At 47.7% G+C, this 18,715-nt stretch carries 17 protein-coding genes; 4 read left to right on the plus strand and 13 right to left on the minus strand.

The window, feature by feature from the left end:
* Positions 1–196: 196 nt before the first annotated feature.
* On the minus strand, positions 197–2,182 hold the full coding sequence (locus G3M70_06440) for an ATP-dependent DNA helicase (GenBank protein ID QPJ63729.1): 1,986 nt from the start codon (positions 2,180–2,182) through the stop codon (positions 197–199).
* Between the two features lie 274 nt (positions 2,183–2,456).
* Between G3M70_06440 and G3M70_06445 the strand changes: the two genes are divergently transcribed.
* Both G3M70_06445 and G3M70_06450 read left to right on the plus strand, forming a co-directional pair.
* Positions 2,457–3,329, plus strand: coding sequence for a lipid-binding SYLF domain-containing protein (locus G3M70_06445; protein ID QPJ63730.1), 873 nt, complete (start codon positions 2,457–2,459; stop codon positions 3,327–3,329).
* Positions 3,330–3,663: 334 nt separating this feature from the next.
* Positions 3,664–4,008 (plus strand): HupE/UreJ family protein, encoded by a 345-nt coding sequence (locus G3M70_06450; GenBank protein ID QPJ61545.1) that lies wholly within the window; start codon positions 3,664–3,666, stop codon positions 4,006–4,008.
* A gap of 55 nt (positions 4,009–4,063) precedes the next feature.
* Here the strand turns inward: G3M70_06450 and G3M70_06455 are convergent, their stop codons facing one another.
* The 8 genes from G3M70_06455 to G3M70_06490 all read right to left on the minus strand — a co-directional run bounded on the left by G3M70_06455 (position 4,064) and on the right by G3M70_06490 (position 10,271).
* Complete coding sequence (locus G3M70_06455; protein ID QPJ61546.1) at positions 4,064–5,098, minus strand: hypothetical protein; 1,035 nt, start codon at positions 5,096–5,098, stop codon at positions 4,064–4,066.
* Between the two features lie 37 nt (positions 5,099–5,135).
* Positions 5,136–6,326, minus strand: a complete 1,191-nt coding sequence (phnE, locus tag G3M70_06460; protein QPJ61547.1) for a phosphonate ABC transporter, permease protein PhnE — start codon at positions 6,324–6,326, stop codon at positions 5,136–5,138.
* A gap of 112 nt (positions 6,327–6,438) precedes the next feature.
* Positions 6,439–6,894 carry a DUF4149 domain-containing protein gene (locus tag G3M70_06465; protein QPJ61548.1) on the minus strand — a complete coding sequence of 152 codons (456 nt, stop codon included), beginning with the start codon at positions 6,892–6,894 and terminating at the stop codon, positions 6,439–6,441.
* Between the two features lie 6 nt (positions 6,895–6,900).
* Positions 6,901–7,629 carry an orotidine-5'-phosphate decarboxylase gene (pyrF, locus tag G3M70_06470; GenBank protein QPJ61549.1) on the minus strand — a complete coding sequence of 243 codons (729 nt, stop codon included), beginning with the start codon at positions 7,627–7,629 and terminating at the stop codon, positions 6,901–6,903.
* Between the two features lie 66 nt (positions 7,630–7,695).
* Positions 7,696–8,646, minus strand: coding sequence for an ATP-grasp domain-containing protein (locus tag G3M70_06475; protein QPJ61550.1), 951 nt, complete (start codon positions 8,644–8,646; stop codon positions 7,696–7,698).
* Positions 8,647–8,654: 8 nt separating this feature from the next.
* Entirely contained in the window at positions 8,655–9,203 is a 549-nt protein-coding gene (locus tag G3M70_06480; protein ID QPJ61551.1) for a CoA pyrophosphatase, read from the minus strand.
* Between the two features lie 157 nt (positions 9,204–9,360).
* Positions 9,361–9,705 (minus strand): arsenate reductase family protein, encoded by a 345-nt coding sequence (locus G3M70_06485; protein QPJ63731.1) that lies wholly within the window; start codon positions 9,703–9,705, stop codon positions 9,361–9,363.
* Positions 9,706–9,707: 2 nt separating this feature from the next.
* Complete coding sequence (locus tag G3M70_06490; GenBank protein ID QPJ61552.1) at positions 9,708–10,271, minus strand: hypothetical protein; 564 nt, start codon at positions 10,269–10,271, stop codon at positions 9,708–9,710.
* Between the two features lie 821 nt (positions 10,272–11,092).
* Between G3M70_06490 and smc the strand changes: the two genes are divergently transcribed.
* On the plus strand, positions 11,093–14,653 hold the full coding sequence (smc, locus tag G3M70_06495; GenBank protein ID QPJ61553.1) for a chromosome segregation protein SMC: 3,561 nt from the start codon (positions 11,093–11,095) through the stop codon (positions 14,651–14,653).
* Between the two features lie 95 nt (positions 14,654–14,748).
* Here the strand turns inward: smc and G3M70_06500 are convergent, their stop codons facing one another.
* The 4 genes from G3M70_06500 to G3M70_06515 all read right to left on the minus strand — a co-directional run bounded on the left by G3M70_06500 (position 14,749) and on the right by G3M70_06515 (position 18,121).
* A complete protein-coding gene (locus G3M70_06500) occupies positions 14,749–15,549 on the minus strand; it encodes a carbonic anhydrase family protein (GenBank protein ID QPJ61554.1) in 801 nt (266 codons plus the stop codon).
* Positions 15,550–15,597: 48 nt separating this feature from the next.
* Positions 15,598–16,518, minus strand: a complete 921-nt coding sequence (locus tag G3M70_06505) for a hypothetical protein (GenBank protein ID QPJ61555.1) — start codon at positions 16,516–16,518, stop codon at positions 15,598–15,600.
* Positions 16,519–16,614: 96 nt separating this feature from the next.
* A complete protein-coding gene (gene nirK / locus G3M70_06510) occupies positions 16,615–17,613 on the minus strand; it encodes a nitrite reductase, copper-containing (protein QPJ61556.1) in 999 nt (332 codons plus the stop codon).
* Positions 17,614–17,728: 115 nt separating this feature from the next.
* A complete protein-coding gene (locus tag G3M70_06515) occupies positions 17,729–18,121 on the minus strand; it encodes a group III truncated hemoglobin (protein ID QPJ61557.1) in 393 nt (130 codons plus the stop codon).
* 159 nt (positions 18,122–18,280) lie between these two features.
* Between G3M70_06515 and G3M70_06520 the strand changes: the two genes are divergently transcribed.
* Positions 18,281–18,703, plus strand: coding sequence for an Rrf2 family transcriptional regulator (locus G3M70_06520; protein ID QPJ61558.1), 423 nt, complete (start codon positions 18,281–18,283; stop codon positions 18,701–18,703).
* Positions 18,704–18,715 lie beyond the last annotated feature (12 nt).

Consider the following 18,715-nt stretch of genomic DNA (forward strand, 5'->3'; position numbering starts at 1 on the left):
TCTTTCCCCTTGAAAGGAGACCTTTGCATAACTCTAAAACCAAAAGCAAAGGCGAGATTCTTCGCGGAGTTTATCCTGAGCCAAGTCGAAGTGCTCAGAATGACAGTGCTTTGATTCTATATGTCACGCTGAGCCTGTCGAAGTGCGGCCTCCTTATTGTTTTCACTTAGAAAGCACATATCCAAAGGTCTCCTGATTAAAGGGAGTCCTCATTTGGTAAAGAGCCATTGAGAAACTGTTTCACTTGATTGATATCCTGGGTGCGTGAGCAATTGGGCAGTGAATCCAGAAACTGTTGCCCGTAGCCGCGCCGGGACATACGGGAGTCGAGTATCGAAACCACTCCTCGGTCGGTTCGCGTGCGGATCAACCGCCCAAACCCCTGACGTAGCTGAATGATCGCCCTTGGAATCTGAAAATGTTTGAAGGGATTGATCTGGCGTTTTTTCATGTCTTCCACACGCGCTTCTACAAGGGGGTCTGTGGGGACATCAAACGGCAGCTTGGTGATGACCACCGAACTCAAGGCATCGCCGGGAATGTCGACACCCTGCCAGAAAGAATTGGTGCCGAAGATCACGGACGGTTCCTGCTTGAACCGGTCCAGCATGCGTGAAGGAGACAGGTCTCCCTGTTTCAGCAACGGATAGTGCGATAACTTTGGGTCGAGTATTTTGAAAACACGGTTAAGTAAATCGTAACTGGTAAACAGCAGGAAGGTTTTTCCGCCCGTGTTTTCGATCAGGGTCTCAATCCGCTCGGCCATCGTGTTGACGTAAAGATTGATCTCTTCATTGGGTTCCGGCAGATCTTTTGGCAGGTAAAGCATGGCCTGGTTCGGGTAGTCAAAAGGTGAATCCAGGATGGATTCCTCTTTAGGTTCGAATCCCAGTCGTTCTTTCACATAATCAAAATTACGGTTGGTTGAAAGCGTTGCCGATGTCATGACCACGCGTTCGGTTTTATCGAACACCTGCTTTTGCATTTCCTCCTTGATATTGACCGGGACCCCTTTGAGTGTTGCCCGCGGGTATCGTTTGCGTTGCGCGATTTCCAGCCAGTACACGTAGTCCTCAAGATCCTGATTCAGCCAGGCCGTGAGGGTGTTGTTAAAGGCGAAACATCGTTCTGCTGCTGCCGTGGCCTCAAGTATATCTTCATCCGTGTCGAGTTCCGGCTCGATCGCCTTGAACATTTCGTACAGGTCTTTCAGGGGAAGAAACAGGGTGTTGTTGATCTGTGGTTTCTGATGGAAGCGCAGGGTGCGATCACCGCGCCCGAACTGGTCGAACAGGTTTTCGAAGAAGGCATCTACCGCCTGTCTCACCTTGATCACCTGTTTACGGATTTCAACAGTTAAACGGTCGGGGAGGTGGGTGACGCGTCCGCGTTTGGTGCGTGGGTTGTACAACCGGTCCAGAAAATAATTGAGTGAGGCATTGGAAACTTCAAGGCCAAGGAAGTTGGTGCCGACTTCTTCAAGATTCTGGGCTTCATCGAAGATCACCGCATCAAACCGGGGCAACACGGCACCGGAATTAGCCACATTGGCGAAGAACAGGGAATGGTTCACCACGAGCAGGTGCGCGCTGTACCACCGCCGTCGCTCGCGAAAATAAAAACACTGTTGATAGGTTTCGCAGTTTTTCCCCTGGCACAAATCCTTTTGCCGCCCGACTTCCTCCCATACAGAGGGCAGCGGTTCAAAAGGGAGTTCACTTTTGATGCCATTTTTGGTAATCCGCGACCAACTGAACAAGTCGTCGAGTTGCTCGTCTTCTTCAGAACGGTTGAACAATCCCGTTTGAGCGGCGCGTTTCATTCTGCGAAGGGACAGATAATTTTCGTTACCCAGACACAGGGCGTAACGAAACGGAATCGGCAAGGTTTCCCTGAGCAGGGGAATGTCGTGATTGAGAATTTGTTCCTGCAAGGTTTTGGTGTAGGTGGAGACCACGACCTTTTTATCGTTCGCGACAGCCCAGAGAATAGCCGGAACCAGATAGGCCAGGCTCTTGCCCGTCCCGGTCCCTGCCTCAACCATCAGGTGTTCCCCCTCCATCAGGGAACGCATGACGGATTCAGACATGGCCACCTGTTCCGAACGGCTTTCGAAATTGGACATGCGCTGGGCCAGGCGTCCGTCTTCTGCAAAATAGGATGTGACATCTTCGACTTTCATGAGGTGCAGAATACGGCGGATTGTTGCAGGGAACAAGGGACAACTGATGGGATTCTCCAAAAACCAGCTGGCTCCGCCTGGAGTGCTTTTTAAATTTTTATCCTGGGAATTTTATCAACCTGCACCAGCTTGTTAATTTGTTTAAATTTATTGAAATTAAACTTCGCAATAAATCCCATAACTTATTGTTTTTTAATATCTAATGCTGTATTCTAGGTAAAATACTAATCTGGGGGAGCTGTTCCCCGTAATGTCAAGGAGATGGGTCATGCGCTTGTCCGCACTCACATTGTTATTCGTTTTGCTATTCACCTCCACTGCCTCCGCCTGGCACACGGAGAAGCACGAATTACTTAATGAGGCGGTCGAGGTCCTGAAGGATATGCAGGATGCCCCTGACGTGGCTATCCCTACTAAACTCCTCCAGAAAGCGAAAGCCATCGTGGTCATCCCGACTTTGCTGAAGGGCGGTTTCATGCTGGGTGCCCGCTATGGTGAAGGAATCGCCACAGTTCGAAATCCATATACCGGTAAATGGGGTCCGCCTTCTTTCATCACATCCGCTGGAGCCAGCTTTGGTTTTCAGGCAGGAGCCCAGGCCATCGATCTGGTTCTTCTGGTGATGTCCGAGCGCGGTATCAAGGGATTGTTGAAGGATAATTTTACGCTCGGTGGCGACATCGCGCTTACTGCCGGCCCCGTCGGACGCTATGCCGAAGCAGGAGCAGACATCCTCATGCAGGGCGAAATCTATTCCTACTCGCGCAGTAAAGGTTTGTTTGGTGGCGTGTCCTTAAAAGGAACGGTTGTCCAGCCGAATGAAGACAAGAACCGGTCCTACTATGGAACTACAATGAATGCCGACCAGATCCTGATGGGAGGCAAACTCAAACGCATTCCCAAAACTGCGATGGATTTTATTGGGTCGATGAACAAAGTCGCCCCGCCTTTTCAAAACCCGTACCAGGGTGAAAAACTGGCGCAAAACGAAGCACCCTCTCAGCCGATTCCTGCACAGGTTGCCAAACCTGCCAACCCGGTTCGTGCGCCACAAGCAGCGCCACCGGTGATGTCGCGTCGAGTTGAACCGTCGCACCCGAAACCGCCTGTTCAAGCCAAATCGAAAAAACAGGAACCTCTCTGGTAAGAGAGCTTTGCATAATTCCTACAACAAAGGTCCAAGGCGAGATTCTTCTCTTCGCTCAGAATGACATTTCTTTGATTTAAAGTGTCGCATTCAAGAACGCGAATAATTATTCTTAAAAGACGTGACAGCGATTCTTGAAAACTTTACCTCTTATCCAATATTCCCCCTTCCACGAAGGGGGACGCGTAGCAGGGGGATTTGAGGCTTTGCAGTTACTAAAATGCCATTTAGCCATTCAGAATCTTTCGCCTTAGCTCAGAATAAACTCCACGAAGAATCTCGCCTTGGCTTTTATTTTTTGTATTTACGAAAGTTCTCTTTTTTAAAAGCCTGATTGCAGCAATTGCCCTTGGGCGATGAAGGCATCATCCTCAGAATTCTGTTATTTAATTTCGGCATAAAACTCGGCCAGATCGGCGAGCTTTGTATCCTGTTGGCCCTCTTGTATAAATGGAGACGTGCCAAATCCTTTTTGCAGATCAGTTTCGCATCCAACCACGCCATCACTGCCGCAGGCGTGTTTTTTTTCCTGATGCAGATGCATGGCTACGAGCACACGATGAATCCCGATGAGTTTGGTTTCCCGGAAGAGAACCATTTTCATGCCCATGAAGCCATGGACGTTGTCACACCCACCACTCCTCTCCCCGGCAGCGAATATCTGGTGGATCCTGAATAGGTGGTTTTAATCAACATTTATAGGGTAAGTGATGACATTTTGTGCGATGGATATTTTAACTTTGCTTTGGGGTTATTTCAAAAACCCACAAGGGCAGGCCCTTGTTAAACGGTTCGTTAGGCAAAATTTTATCTAAGGAGGGTAAGCCTTTTAGTGAGGTCATTTTAGGAAGGTTGGATTGCCCCTCAGTTTGGAAAAAAAATATATTTGTATAGAGATCGCTTAAATAAGCAATAATTTGAAAAGGTTGATCCGTAATTTTTTCTTCAGGCACAGAAATATAATCCCACCCGACCAAATTACCGTTTGTAATTAAAAGTTCTTCTTTTGGTGATTTCCAAGTACCGAACCAGAACAAATAAAAAGCTAAACGCTCAATTTCTTTGTTCCTAATAATTCCCTCAGTAGAAACTAAATATATTCCAGTAATTTTGGCTGAAACTTTTTCATTTTTTCTGTTTATGTTTAAATTTTCTGGTTTTATTTTTATCCGAAATATTAAGGGACTTGTAGTTGCTACCGCCTTGTCGCCTAACTCAAACATATGATTTTTTTCGAAGGCTACAGACATTTCAAGTGTATATTTTCCCCGTTGAAGTTTAAAATCACCAAGATTGTTTAGACTCCATTTACCTAATTTTTTCCAGTAAATTGCAATTTTAATTGGAGAGCCGGTTATTTTTGAATAGGTTTTTATTTTTGAAATATAGCTTTTGGTAAAACTATACTGAAAGGTTTTTACATTTTTGTTTTGGGTTTTAGGAGAAAAGTTTTTAACCTCGATAAAGTATTTTTCCCCATTTTTTAATATTATTTTGAAATCAGGTATTTGAATATTGTCCGCTGAAAAATATTTTTCTTCGTCTAATTTTTGTATTAAGGCTACAGCTTTTAATTCTTTTACCATTTCAAAAAAAATATTCTCAGTCCTTTTTCCATAAACAAACGTTGGACTATTTCTTATTTCGCGGGTTTCTTTTTCAAGTATGGAAGGAAGTTTTTTGATACCATTTTCCGTTGATAGGTCCAAATTGTGTTTCGTAGCAAATGAATCTAATTGTTCAATCAAAGAAAATATTTTTTTGGCCATTATGAATACCCTGATATGTTGAGGCTAAGTATCTTCTCTAAACCGTCGTGATTTTTTCGCGGATGCGGGCGCTGATGAGGTCCAGCGTGATGACGACCAAGGCTATCGACCACAGCGCGGTTGCGGCTTTGTGGTATTGCAACAGGTTGATCCATTGCTGCAGTAAAAACCCGATCCCGCCACCACCAACAAACCCGATGATGGTGGACATTCGGATATTGATGTCCCAGCGATAAAACATCAATGCCAGAAACTGCGGCACCACCTGCGGCACCACGCCATACAACACAACCTGCAGGGGTTTTGCCCCGGTGGCGGTAATTGCTTCCACCGGACCGGGATCAATCGATTCGATTTGTTCCGAAAATAATTTACCCAGCGCTGCCGTTGAATGAACGGCCAGCGCTAAAACACCTGCAAACGGACCAATCCCCACCCACACGGCAAACAAAATGGCCATAATCAGTGGTTCCACGGACCGCAGGATATTGAACAGGAAACGAACGCTGTAATATATTCCTCGCGGCAGTACTCCTGTCATCAAATTGCGCGCACCCATGAAACTGAGCGGTATCGCAAGAATCACAGCCAGCGTGGTTGCCATCAATCCAAGAAAAATCGTCTCGACAATTTTCTCAAGCGTGAGCTGCAACGTCTTGCTCACCGCCCAGCCTCCACTGGACCAGGCCAGCACCAGCCGTACTTTCTGGTTTTCACTGCGTGCAATCGGCGGGACAGTGACCACACTTTCGAAATGGCCCTGTCCATCGGTCGTGATTTCTTCCAGGGGGAACTCCTGGTTGACCGAGTTGATCCAGAACAATTGCCCCTTACTGTTCGCTTTCAATCCACTCCCTTGCACAGAGACCGCATCACCCACCGCTCCTCTTGGAGGCGAAAGCCTGAGGACTTCAGTTGTTTCCTCAGGTATGGGATCAGACGGTGCGCCGAACCCGAACGCCATGTCCCGCTCGAGGTGGAAGGGAACTTCCCATTGTTTCGAACTGGTTTTGGCTACGAGGATTTCGGGCTGTAGCAGGGCGATCACCAGTGGGCGGACCAGATGCGCATCTTTTAACAGGGCAGATGGATTGATCTCTGTTACCCGCCAGCCGTAAGAAAAAACAAAAAGGGCGATCAACAGCCAGATTAAAAATTTGGTTGTGGTGTAAAAGGGACGAATGCGGGGAAGAGGGTCAGTCGATGAGGAAACGGAATCCTTTTCCATGGCAGATTAAAGAGCAGTGTGCGGTGGTGTTGGTTGGCTGATAGAAATCATTTTAAAGTCCGCTCAAATTGTGGTGTCTGCACACTAGCGGTTAGCCTGTCATGGCTGGTGATCACATTTTTAAATGCATGGCCGTAATCCACAACATGCCGAGTCCCATGAACAATACGGTGCTGTTCAACTTCACTGACAGGGAATGCAGGGATTTAAACTTTGCCTCAAGAGCTTCATCCTCTCCACCAGCCGCCTTTATTTTTTCTTTTAATTGGCGGGCCTGGGGATTGACCACCTGTCCGGCGTAAAGCGAACAGACCAGCATGATGGCCAGGAAAAACCAGTTCGGATTCAGGGAACCTCTCTGGAGAATAAACAGGCAGATAAACATGAGAATGCCGCAGACGTACTGAAGTTTGTAATACCGGGGGAAAATGGCACTGATGAGTTCGCCGGCCTGGGGTCGCTCTAATTGTTTGAACACGACGGGAGCTGTGAAGAACGAAAAGAAAATAATCGAACCAATCCACATCACTAACGAGAGCAGGTAAATAAACTGGGCGAAAGTGGTCATCGAAATTTAGCTCGCAGGTGTGTTGGCTTCGGCGATTTCATCGACAATCCGGCAGGCAGCCTCTTTCGGGTCGTCCGCATCGCGGATGGGGCGGCCTACAACGATCATGTCGGCTCCGCTGGATATGGCTTGTGCCGGGGTCGTGATACGGCTCTGGTCGTCTTTTGAAATATGGACCCAATCAGGCCTGATGCCTGGAACCACGGCAATGATTTTATTCTGCACGGCGCTTTTAACATGGGATACTTCCTGCCCGGAACAAACAACACCGTGGCACCCTGCGGATTGAGCCTGCCTGGCGCGGTCCAGCACGAGGTTGGCAAGTTGCATATCCTTGATCGAAGGATCCTGACCGGAAACATCAACCGAGCCTGAACTGGTCAATACGGTCACTGCCAGCAATTTTAGAGAACTGCCGGTTGCGCCATGGGCCGCGGCGCGTAACATGTCGAGGCCGCTTCCACAATGCACCGTGAGGTATTGAACGTTGTGCTTGGTAGCCGATTTCACGGCGGACCGAACCGTCGCGGGGATGTCATGCAGTTTGAGGTCGAGAAATATGTCGATATCGGAATGGTCGCGAATGGCTTTCAACACTGCAGGCCCTTCACTCACGAACAATTGCAGGCCAACCTTGAAACATCCCACCGCTCCATTGAGCAATTTCGCATAGCGCACCGCTTCGTTCAGGTCGGGCACGTCCAGAGCAAAAATCAAACGATCCTTTGGTTCCATAAGATGTGTTCCGGGGATTTGTATGCTGCCACTATAGGATGGCTTGTCAGGTTTGTAAAGCGCGAGTCACAGAATGAGGTGGCCGGGATAGCGCACCATGATCGACCCATCGCGGACGCTGTATTCTCCGGCTGAATCGGGGACTCCGGAGAGCTCACCGTGGATCAACGCCGGGATGTCTGCCCCAGCAAGGATGGAATGCACGTATCCACTCCCAAAACGCAGGTTGATATCGGTCAGCCAGAAACGTCCTTCATCGTCGAGGATGCCTTGAAGGGTAGCCGGGCCGGTCAGTGACAGGGTATCGCCCAGTGCACGTGCGACCTCAATGATTTTTGGAAGCAGAACGATTCTGCTTTTCATCACTTCTCCGCCCCGCACCGTCAGACGTTCACGCGGGGATATCAAACGGGGTATCCCTTTGCGATTCGCAAACCAGTCGATACTGAATTCGGTTCCTTCGATAAACTTTTGAAAAACATGTTGCGGAAATTTCTGTCGGAAATATTCGAGATCCTCCGCAGACTCCACCCGATGAACATTCTGGCTGCCTTCGCCATGGCGTGGTTTTGTGATCAAGGGAAAAGGAATATCATCCGGGAGGGCATCGGCCAGGAAAGTGGGGGGAACATTTAATGAAGCTTCCTGAAAACGTTCCGCCATTTCGAATTTGTCGTGACAGACGGCAACCGTTTCAGCAGGAGGCATATAGCTGATGTAATCTCCTAGTACCTTTCGATTGGTGTCAAGAAAATCCACCGCCTTGTTGGTCAGTGGAAAAATAACGCTCACCGCTTCCCGTTTGCACAAATCGCGTAATTCATCCAGGCAGGTGGAATCGGAAAATTCAGGTAGCGTGAAAGACTCAGTCAGCACCTGCAAGGCACCGGCCTGTTCGTCGCTGTCGGCACCGAGCAGTCGGCCCGGAAGTTGACGTTTGGACCAGGAATCCTGAAACGCACGCATCAAGGTAACGCGCCAGTGCGGAGCCAGAAACAATATATTGATTTCGTTCATAGTTGCCCTTAAATGTATCCTGAGATGTGACGCAGGATGCGGGCCGTTGCGCCCCATATCCGGTGTTCCCGGAACCAGCACTCCCACATATCCTGTTCAGGTCTGAAACCGACATCGCGTTGCATGGTCGAGAACAAAGGCGCGAGCGGGGCTTCAATTATTTCATCGACCTCCCCGGGGTTGGGCTTGAGTCTTGGCAGTGAAACCTGGAACGTGAGAAAGGGTGACACATTAAACTCGGTCAGGGTGAAAACCGTTGGCAGACGCCCGACCACATTCTCCTCTTGCAACTCCAGCCCGACCTCCTCATGGGTTTCGCGCAAAGCCGTGTTCAGCAAAGACTCGTCGGCATTTTCATAAACGCCACCGGGGAAGGAAATTTCTCCAGCGTGGGACCGCAGGTTCCCCGAACGGCGGATCAACAGCACGTGTGGTTTACCGCTCTTATGAAACAGGGTGACCAGCACCGCCGCCAGTTGCGGGTGGGGAGTGACCGAATTCTCGATTTCCACCGGATGCTCGGAAACCAGGCGCGACATGATGAGCTCAAGGTTCATAAAAGGACATCACAAAAAATATTACTGGCCAGTGCCTGCGCATGGCCAAGAAAACAGGTGCGGGCCAGGTGCAGGCGTGGAGCCTGTTCTGAACTTGTAAGAGGGCTCGCCAAACCACCACCTCTTTTAAAATTAACAGAGGGTCTATGAATACCGATCAACCCCAGGTGGAAGTGAATTCGCTTTCGTCGAACCCGACCGTGATGCGGTCGCCGTCTACCGTGATGGGACGCTTGATCAGCCGACCGTTGCCTGCCAGCAGGTCGATCGCCTGGGCCTCGGTCATCGTTTTGATCTTGTCCTTCATGTTCAGTTCCTTGTATTGCACGCCACTGGTGTTGAACAGCTTTTTCATGCCACGGGTCTTCATCGCCTTTTTCAAAACTGTCTTGGGCGGCGGTGTTTCCGTGATGTCGATATCCTGGAATTTCACGCCCGTGCCTTCGAGAACTTTCTTCGCCTTGCGGCAAGTGCCGCACTTATTGTAACCGTAGAACTTTATACTCATGGAATTCCTCGGTAGAAATTTAACCAGTCGACGACAATCGCGAGGAAGATGAACACCCCTGCGACCATGAACGCATTAAAGATCGTGCGACTGTGTTCATAATATTGTGAAGCATAGGGGGCATCCGGTCCGGTTTTTTTGGGATCCTTCACCGACCATTTTTTGGAGTACAAGGGGTCCCATTGCCAATAGTCCAATTGAGGTAATTGGCCCAGTTGACCTTTTTCCGGTTCAGCTTGTCTCAATTTCAGCATGGCTTCTATTTTTTCTCGAACATCCAGGCTTTCCATAAAATGCTGACTGATCCGGTAGGTGGCCACGCTGGCGTTACGACTCACCATCACCAACAGGCCGCTGGCAAGAGTCAGGCCCACGTAGACCATATGATTTTTATCGGCCCGGCCCACCGCCAGGAAGATGGCACCGAAAAAAGCCAGAATAATGGTAGTGAAAAAATGGACCCGGGTCTGGAACAGGGTCCGGTAATGCTGCTCATCCTCAATGGAAACCTCGTACTGTTTGAGCAGGATACACTCTTCACGACTGAAATTTTCATCCATGGGAATCCCTTTTCGCGGTCACCATTTTTCCCAAAACGGAATTGATTATATATTAAAAAACTGGATAGGGGACAGGTGGAAAAAGGCTTTCCCAATGCCACACCTCCCTTTAAACAACTAAAAGAAAATCCCCCAGCCCTCCTTTGACTGCGCTCAAGACAGACTCTTTATAAGGGGGATTTAATATTCCCTCTTTTAAAGAGGGACGCGAAGCAGGGAGATTGTAACGCTTCGTTTGCGCAAGGTGGTTATTTTTACCAAATCTCCACAGCCGCATTCTCAACAAGCTCAAGACAGGCTTTAAGCTCAGTGTGGCATTATTTAATAAAGCAAAGGCGAGATTCTTCAGTGGCGTTCAGAATGACATCCAAAATTTGCCGTTTTTTAAAGACCAGAATGTCCCTGGCGTGGGGTTTTCAAGGTCCTCAGGCGAGATGAGCATCCACTGCCCCCTTCCCTTCGGCAAACTCAGGACAGCCTCTAAGCTCAGGGTGACAGCGGAAAAGCTGACTTCAAAACCCCCACTGCTAACCCACAAGGTTTGCATCCCGCAGAAATTTCGTGGCCCGAGCACGGAGGATTTGTAATTTTTTTGTTGGCCGGCCGCAGTGTTTTTGTCATCTGTGGGGTTAGCGCCTTATTAATCAATTAGTAGTGGGTTTTGCCGCCTCGTATACCCCAGATAGCCCTATATATAGTGGTACGTTCTCATAAATCCACAACACATGGTATAATTTGCTTTACTTGGGATTGCGGTTGCGATAATCTCGCAAGAGCTACCTGAGCGCGTTTTTCACCCTCCATCACACCGAGTTAACCTTATGATTTTAAAGAACCTGGAGCTGGCAGGCTTCAAATCCTTCGTCGACGGCACCCATCTCGATTTCACCCAGGGCTTCACCGCTGTGGTTGGGCCCAATGGTTGCGGCAAGAGCAATATTTCGGACGCCATTCGCTGGGTCATTGGTGAGCAGAGTTCCAAGCAGTTGCGCGGCACCCGCGTGGCCGATCTGATTTTCAATGGAACCGCCCACCGCAAACCGGTCAATCGGGCTGAAGTGACGATGACCCTTTCGGATGTGCCGGAAGGATTGCGGATTGCCACCATTCCCAACGCTTCTGAAGAAATCAAGGTAACGCGCTGCTACCATCGCTCGGGTGAGAGTGAGTTCTACATCAATAATGTTCCGTGCCGACTGAAAGACATCACCGACCTGTTTCTCGACGTGGGTATCAGCCCCAAGGTACTGACGGTTATCGAGCAGAACCACGTTCAGGACATCGTCACATCCAAGCCGGAAGACCGGCGTATCTGGATTGAAGAGGCGGCGGGCGTTCTCAAGTTCAAGGTGCGAAAAAACGAAGCCCTGCGCAAACTCGACACCGCGGGCCAGAATCTCGACCGCATTTCAGATATCGTGCAGGAGTTGGAGCGGCAGGTGGAATCGCTCAAACGCCAGGCTTCCAAGGCCGAACGCTATAAGCAATTCCACATTGAGATGAAGGATCTTTCCCTGCGCCTGTTCTCGCAGAAGATCCGCCGGTTCCAGAAAGAACTGGAAGAAATTGGTGTAGAGGTAGAGCAGAAAACTGAAACCAAAACGGTCAAACAGGCCAGGCTGTCGGAACTGGAAACTCGCATTGAACAACTCAAGTTCGACATCGATACTCTTGTTGGCGAACTCAACGCCAAAAAAGAAACACGACATGAATTGTCCGAGGCTATTGGAAAGAACGAACACCGCATCGAATTAAAGAAGCAGCAGATCGAGCAGGCCCGAACGGATATTGAATCGGGCAAGCGCGAGATCACTGAGATGTTGACGGAGATTGAGGTGCATGAGCAGGAAACGATTGCCCAGCGCAACGAACTGACTGCCATTGGCGAGCAGATCAACGAACGGGAAACACAACTGGAGTCGCGTACCCAGGAGCAATCGGCGCAAAAAGAAAAACTTCAAGTGACGGAAGTGCAGCTAAAAGAAGTGGAGAAGAAAGTTCTCGACCTCTGGCACCGGACATCGCAAAAGAAAAATGAAGTGACGGCACTGGTCACGCGGCAGGAAAACCTGGAAAGCCGTGAGGCCAGCCTTGAGAAAGAGGAGAGTGACACCCGTCTTTTGAATGAAGATGCCATAAGTCAGGAAGGTGAGGCGCGTATTTCCAACCAGAGTAAGGAAGCTGCGTTTGATCAATTAAAGCAACAGCATGAAGCGGCACAACAGCGGTTGGTTGAAGAAAAAGAAATCGCCAAGGAAAAGCGCAACCAGGCGATGCAATCCAAAGAAGCGTATATGGGCAAGCAGTCGTTGTTCACTTCGCTGACGGAACTCAGGAAAAAATTCGAGGGTTTTGGTGAAGGTGTCCAATCGTTAATGGGCAATGGCAACGGCGACCGCATGCAGGGATTGCGCGAAGTGCTGGGCAATGTGCTCAAGGCGCCGGCAGAGTACGAGTCGGCCGTTGAAGCGGTTCTGGGTAACCGGCTCAACAGCGTGATCGTCGATTCCTACAACGACAGTGCCGAAGCGATTCGCTATCTCAGTGAAAACAAATCGGGGCGTGGCACGTTCATTCCGATGAATCCAAAATCCGCACCGAAACCACCGGTGTATCTCAACGGGCATTCGGGCGTGATCGGCAAGGCACGGGATTTTGTCCAGACCACTGACGATTATAGTGGGGTCATTGATCATCTGCTGGGCGATGTGGTGATCGTACGTGATTTTGATACGGCATTGCATTTGTACGGGCAGGAACAGTTTCAGGGAACGGTGGTCACGCTTGAAGGTGAAGTGATCGATTCCCTTGGCATCGTCAGTGGGGGGGTGACTGAGGAAACTGGCGAAGGGCCGCTGGCACGAAACCGTGAAATGGAGTTGCTGTCCAAAGAGGTCGAGGTGCTGCAGGCCGAAATGTTGCAGGCCGAGGAAGAGGTTGTTGGGCAGGATGAGCGGATGGCGCAGGCGGAATCGGCGGTGGAATCTCTGACGATAGAAACCCAGCAGGCTCGAATTGAACTCGCGCACAGCCAGAAAGACCTGGAAAGTTTTCAGCAGGAAAATGTGCGTCTCCAAAAGAAGCTCGAGACACTCGCGTTTGAGCGGAAGTCTGCAGCGCAGGAGCGGGAGGAGTTGACAGCGCGACATACGGAATTACTTCGCGAACTGGAGCAGGAGGAATCCGACAAGCAGCAGTATGAAACCCGCGTGGCAGAACTCAAAACGGAATCAGAACAGCATCGCCAGAAGCTGGAAGAAATAAACTCCAGTATTCATGAGGTGCAGGTGTGGGTGACCTCACTCACAGGAAAGCGTGAAACGGTTCTGAACGAGATCAAACGCCTGCAACAGCAACAGGAAAATCTGAAACACCGGATACGACAACGCGAAGGTGAACAGGGGCTCAATCGCGACAAGATAGAAGACTGCGAAAAAATCATCGCCGAAGCGGAAGAGACCATTCTGACCCAGGCCCGTGATAAAGACACGTTGTCAGAAGATATTGTGCAGGGAGAAGACGAGCTGCATGGGCAGGAAGAGTCACTTGCCGCGCAGGAAAAAGAAACCCGCACGTTGCACCAGGAAGTTCAGGAACTCAGCGAATCAATTTTTAAAATTGAATCCAAACGCTCTGAGATCCAGTTGCAGACGACCCACCTGGAAGAAAAAGCATTTGAGGATTTTTCCGTCAACCGCGAAGAATTGATGCACGGCACGTTTGAAGAGGTCGATGAAAACCCGGCCTCAAAGCGCATCGCAGAGCTGAAGGAAAAAATCAGGAAGCTGGGAGATGTGAACCTGGCGGCTTTGTCAGATTTTCAGGTGGCTAACGAGCGCTATCTGTTTTTGCACGAGCAGGAACAGGATCTGACAAGATCGATCCAGACCCTGCATGAGACAATCGAAAAAATTGACGAGACCACGCGGCAATTGTTTCTGGATACATTCAATAAAGTGAACGAACATTTCAAGCATCTGTTCTCGCGCCTGTTCCAGGGCGGTAAAGCTGAGTTGTCTCTCGATAACCCGGATAATCCATTGGAATCCGGTGTGGACATCACGGCGAGCCCTGCCGGCAAGTCCATGCACAACATCACCCTCCTCTCCGGCGGCGAAAAAACCATGACCGCCATTGCCCTCATCTTTGCCTTGCTCAAAGTAAGGCCCAGCCCCTTCTGCCTGCTTGACGAGATCGACGCTCCGCTGGACGAAGCCAACGTGGTGCGTTTCCAGGAAATGTTGCAGGAATTTTCAGGCGATACGCAGTTTATTATCATCACTCACAACCAGAAGACCATGGGTTTTGCTGATACGTTGTACGGAGTGACGATGGAAGAACACGGCGTTTCGAAAGTCGTCTCCGTCCATTTAAACAACTAAAATATTAAAGCCGGGAAAGTGTAAGCAGAGCGCTGGCAGGTTGTCCCTTTCTGGTGGAACTGTTAGAACGCCTCCTTCTGCTATTGGTTGTCTTATTATCTCAGTTTTACAATGATTCTATGGTGTAGTTTCTGAACCGGGCGTGCATTGTGGTCAATAAATTTTTTGAAATATTTTAGCTGAGATTCTGAAAACTCAACAGGCTCTTCAAGGACCAACCAGGTTACATTTTCAGTGCAGGGGGGAGTGGTCAAGGATCCAATATAATGGGAGTATTCCCTGGATTGAGGAAGAAGGTTGTTTGCCGAAATCATTTGATGTTCATAAACTATTTCCTTGTCAATTTTGGTTGGAATCCGGTCCCAAATTGTTTGTACCCATGGATTAAATTTTCCAGCCTCTACCAGGACCGCAATAATGACGTATTCATTGTCCTGTGTTTTATGGACAAGATGAATTTCCATGGGAAATTTCTTGCCATTGACCAGATGTTCACTGGGATGATGAAAATGAAACTGAATCAATTCGAAAATTTCATCACCCAATACGATAAAGCTTCCGGGTTGATATTTTACCTGGATGGTGTGTGTGTTATTTGTGATTTGTATTGGGGACACTGAGTAATCGATATTTAATCTGGAAAGGTGCAATCCCTGAACATTGCGCAAATCGACTGGTGACTGATGAACGCCTTCCCGGCACATCAGATGTTTTTCATGATCCTGCTCCATTTCTCCCCAATGCTCGGGTCCTGTTCCCCCTTCATATCCCCATGGTTGGTGTAAAAAGCTTTCTTCCCTTGCCTGTGTAAAAAGAGGAGGGGGCATGGTGATGGACAACAGCAAAACCAGAATGACTACGGGGTATATAATTTTGAACTTGGTATAGCCTGTCATGAACATAAAGCCTCCCGAATAAATATTGAAACCGGTTTGAATCGGGAATCAATTTCCTTTCAGGTCTTGTTTTTGAATAATCAGTCTATAAGAAACTCCGAGACAAAGAACCAGCGCGCCATACATAAGAACGTCGAACGTCTTTTCTGGAGAAAGGGAAAATATCAACACCTTTCGGATCAAAGCGGCAATGGCGAGTGCGATAAAAGCCTCCAGGGCAAAGCTTCCCCCTCGAAGATGTTTCATTTCTTCCTGAATTAATTCGATGGCGGCCCACAATATCAACAGACTCCCTAAAACGGTTAGGATTCCCTGTTCGATGGGAATATTGGTTGCAAATAAAAGGTACACATCGTAAACAAACAGCCCAATTGAAAATAGTGCTACCAGGACCAAAGCTCCTGCAAGAATAAAATTAAAATACTCACTGATTTTTTTTAGAGACCTGAGCAAGGTTTTTTCAATATTGGATAGAGATAAAAATCTTCCTATTTCTTCTTCCCTGTATGAGCTGGTCAGGACATCCAGATTGATATCGAGTATTTTTTCAACGGCTTTTTGTTTTTCTATTAAACCGGGTTCGTTTCCAAATGTTTTTTGAATTTTCTCCAAGGTAAAAACCCGGACAAAATTAAATGCTGCATTCACATAATGAGTTGGAAGTCCCAGCTTGACGTGAATTTCCCCTATCTTATAGAGCTTGGAGAAATACCGAATATCGTATTCACCTATAAAAAGATCCAGATACCATTCAGAAATTTTTCCGCGGTGACGTTTTATAACCTCTTTATTCTTCAAAAATTCTGAAGTCTTCCCAAAGCCCCAAATGAATTCGTAAAATCCTTCAATAAATTCATCTACATGAGATTCCATGGTGGGTTTCAACTGGAACAGCCGATTTTCGTCTTCTTCTGTAAAACGATAGTGCGCTTTCAAAGCGAAATAGCTTGTTTCTATGGAATGTTCCATTTAATCTTCCCCGTTTTTCTGAAATATCTGAGTCGTTTTTTTAAGTGCCCGGCGGGAAATCAAATCCCCGCCAGGCATTTCAAAATTGATAGCTCCCTATTTAGTGCTTTTTCCTTCCTTGAATATTGAACTATCCTTTTTCCCTTCGACTACCAGGTGGCCTATTGAGCCTTTAGCCACACGGAAAATACTGTGATCTACCAGAACATAGGTTCCGGGATTGTCCACCTTGAATTCAACTATCGTTGCACCAGCGGAAGGGACCAGAGTGGTCTGGATGTTTTTGTTAACCAATCCTCCAATGCTTCCTTCGTGATAGACTTTATCGAAAATTTCACCGATTATATGAAAAGAAGAGATGCCATTGGGTCCGATGTTTCCGAAGAAAATACGGACAGTTTCACCCGCCCTGGCTTTCAGCGCATTTTGTTCCAACAAAGCTCCTTCCCGACCATTAAAAAGTACATAGGTTGGATGTTCCTCAAGCCCCTTCATCAGATCAAAGGCAGCCACACCATTTTCAGGATCCGATGCAAAAAATTCACTTTCGAAAACATAATATTCCCGGTCGACTTTGGGCAACCCACCTGCCGGCTCAACCAGAATCAATCCATACATTCCATTGGCAATGTGGTCTACGATTGAACCTGCTGCACAATGATAAATATAGAGTCCGGCGTTAAGAGCTTTCCAAGTGAAGGTTTTGGTTTCGCCCGGGTTTACCGTATTGACAGCGGCTCCACCACCTGGCCCATTGACTGCGTGAATATCAATATTATGTGGCTGGGTGTTTTCATTGGCATTAGACAAATTAAATTCCACAACATCCCCCACCCTGACTCTCGCCATTGGCCCTGGAACCGTTCCATTGAAACTCCAGAATTCATACTGAACGTCCTCAGCAAGGGGGCCCTTAAATTCCTTGGCTTCAAACTTTACCGTCACGGTTTGAGGTGAGCGATTTCCCACGGGAGCGGGAACTTCTGGCGCAGTACTCAGGCTAGCCGCAATTCCAGCCCATACATTTGAAACGGGATTTAAAAGAATCAGAGAAAATAACAAGAACAAGATCTTTTGGTTTATTTTTGTGTTCATGGTTTCATTCCTTTTGAAATCGATTTAATGACAGTCAATCTGCTTTTTTCCTGAAAAAATTTGGTTTGTTTTTTCTCCTTTATTAATAATCAGCTTAATGGCAATAATGAAAGCTTCAAGACGCTATTCCCATTTTTCGTTGAAAAATTTTTGCAATAGTTTTTGCCGATTCTTTTGCCTGGTTTGCTTTTTCCCCTTCGAAATACTGGTCTACGGTTTTTAAAAATAGCTGCAACCAGGTTTGGAAATGCTGGGCTTCAATAGGCAACACCACATGTTTTTGAAAAGGATTTCCTGAGTACTCCCCAGTTCCGAAAAGCAGACTTTCCCAGAACAGATACATTTTTGGCAGGTGTTCCGACCAATCGTTTATGGTTTGATCAAATACCGGAGCGAGGATTTCATTTTGTTGAACCCGCGTGTAAAAGGCGTCGACCAGAACCTTGATGTTTTCTGGAGAGTCGAGATCTTCCCGTTTGCTGTTACTGATTGAAATTCTAGATTCCATAATATTTTCCTTAATGAGGATAAAAAGAGGTTTTTATCCTTAATTAATTCTAATATACGTCCCTCTATTAAAGATGTCAATATCTTTTTATCCTTAATTGACTATATATCGGGTTTTGGTATTATAGATATCCATAGCTTTTTATCCGGAGAATGATCCATGATTTCCCAGACTGCAGAATATGCCCTGAGAGCCGTAGTCTCACTGGCACAAAACTCTGATAAACCCATGACAACTGCCGAGATTGCAGTAGCGACCAAGGTCCCGGAATTTTATCTTTCCAAGGTGTTACATGCTTTGGCGAAAAAAGAAGTGGTTTATTCCAAACGAGGAGTCAACGGAGGCTATCATTTAAGCTCTCCAGCAGAACAGACTCAGCTATTGACCGTCATCAATGCTGTGGACCCGATAAAGCAAATTCAAAAGTGTCCTTTGAAACTAGGGGCTCATTCCAAAAACTTATGCGCCCTTCACAAAAAAATCAACTATTCAATTAAACTGATGGAAGATGTTTACCGAAGTACTACCATCCAAACAATTCTGGAAGAACCCTCTAAAAGCATCCCGTTGCGAGAATCGTGACTGTTGTCCAGA

Origin of the sequence: Candidatus Nitronauta litoralis, assembly GCA_015698285.1 — a bacterium.
Lineage (GTDB): Bacteria > Nitrospinota > Nitrospinia > Nitrospinales > Nitrospinaceae > Nitronauta > Nitronauta litoralis.

Coding starts and splice junctions, on each gene's coding strand:
- G3M70_06440 (QPJ63729.1), bottom strand. CDS start 2,182: ATGAAAGTCGAAGATGTCACATCCTATTTTGCAGAAGACGGACGCCTG.
- G3M70_06455 (QPJ61546.1), bottom strand. CDS start 5,098: ATGGCCAAAAAAATATTTTCTTTGATTGAACAATTAGATTCATTTGCT.
- phnE (QPJ61547.1), bottom strand. CDS start 6,326: ATGGAAAAGGATTCCGTTTCCTCATCGACTGACCCTCTTCCCCGCATT.
- G3M70_06465 (QPJ61548.1), bottom strand. CDS start 6,894: ATGACCACTTTCGCCCAGTTTATTTACCTGCTCTCGTTAGTGATGTGG.
- pyrF (QPJ61549.1), bottom strand. CDS start 7,629: ATGGAACCAAAGGATCGTTTGATTTTTGCTCTGGACGTGCCCGACCTG.
- G3M70_06475 (QPJ61550.1), bottom strand. CDS start 8,646: ATGAACGAAATCAATATATTGTTTCTGGCTCCGCACTGGCGCGTTACC.
- G3M70_06480 (QPJ61551.1), bottom strand. CDS start 9,203: ATGAACCTTGAGCTCATCATGTCGCGCCTGGTTTCCGAGCATCCGGTG.
- G3M70_06490 (QPJ61552.1), bottom strand. CDS start 10,271: ATGGATGAAAATTTCAGTCGTGAAGAGTGTATCCTGCTCAAACAGTAC.
- smc (QPJ61553.1), top strand. CDS start 11,093: ATGATTTTAAAGAACCTGGAGCTGGCAGGCTTCAAATCCTTCGTCGAC.
- G3M70_06500 (QPJ61554.1), bottom strand. CDS start 15,549: ATGACAGGCTATACCAAGTTCAAAATTATATACCCCGTAGTCATTCTG.
- G3M70_06505 (QPJ61555.1), bottom strand. CDS start 16,518: ATGGAACATTCCATAGAAACAAGCTATTTCGCTTTGAAAGCGCACTAT.
- nirK (QPJ61556.1), bottom strand. CDS start 17,613: ATGAACACAAAAATAAACCAAAAGATCTTGTTCTTGTTATTTTCTCTG.
- G3M70_06515 (QPJ61557.1), bottom strand. CDS start 18,121: ATGGAATCTAGAATTTCAATCAGTAACAGCAAACGGGAAGATCTCGAC.
- G3M70_06520 (QPJ61558.1), top strand. CDS start 18,281: ATGATTTCCCAGACTGCAGAATATGCCCTGAGAGCCGTAGTCTCACTG.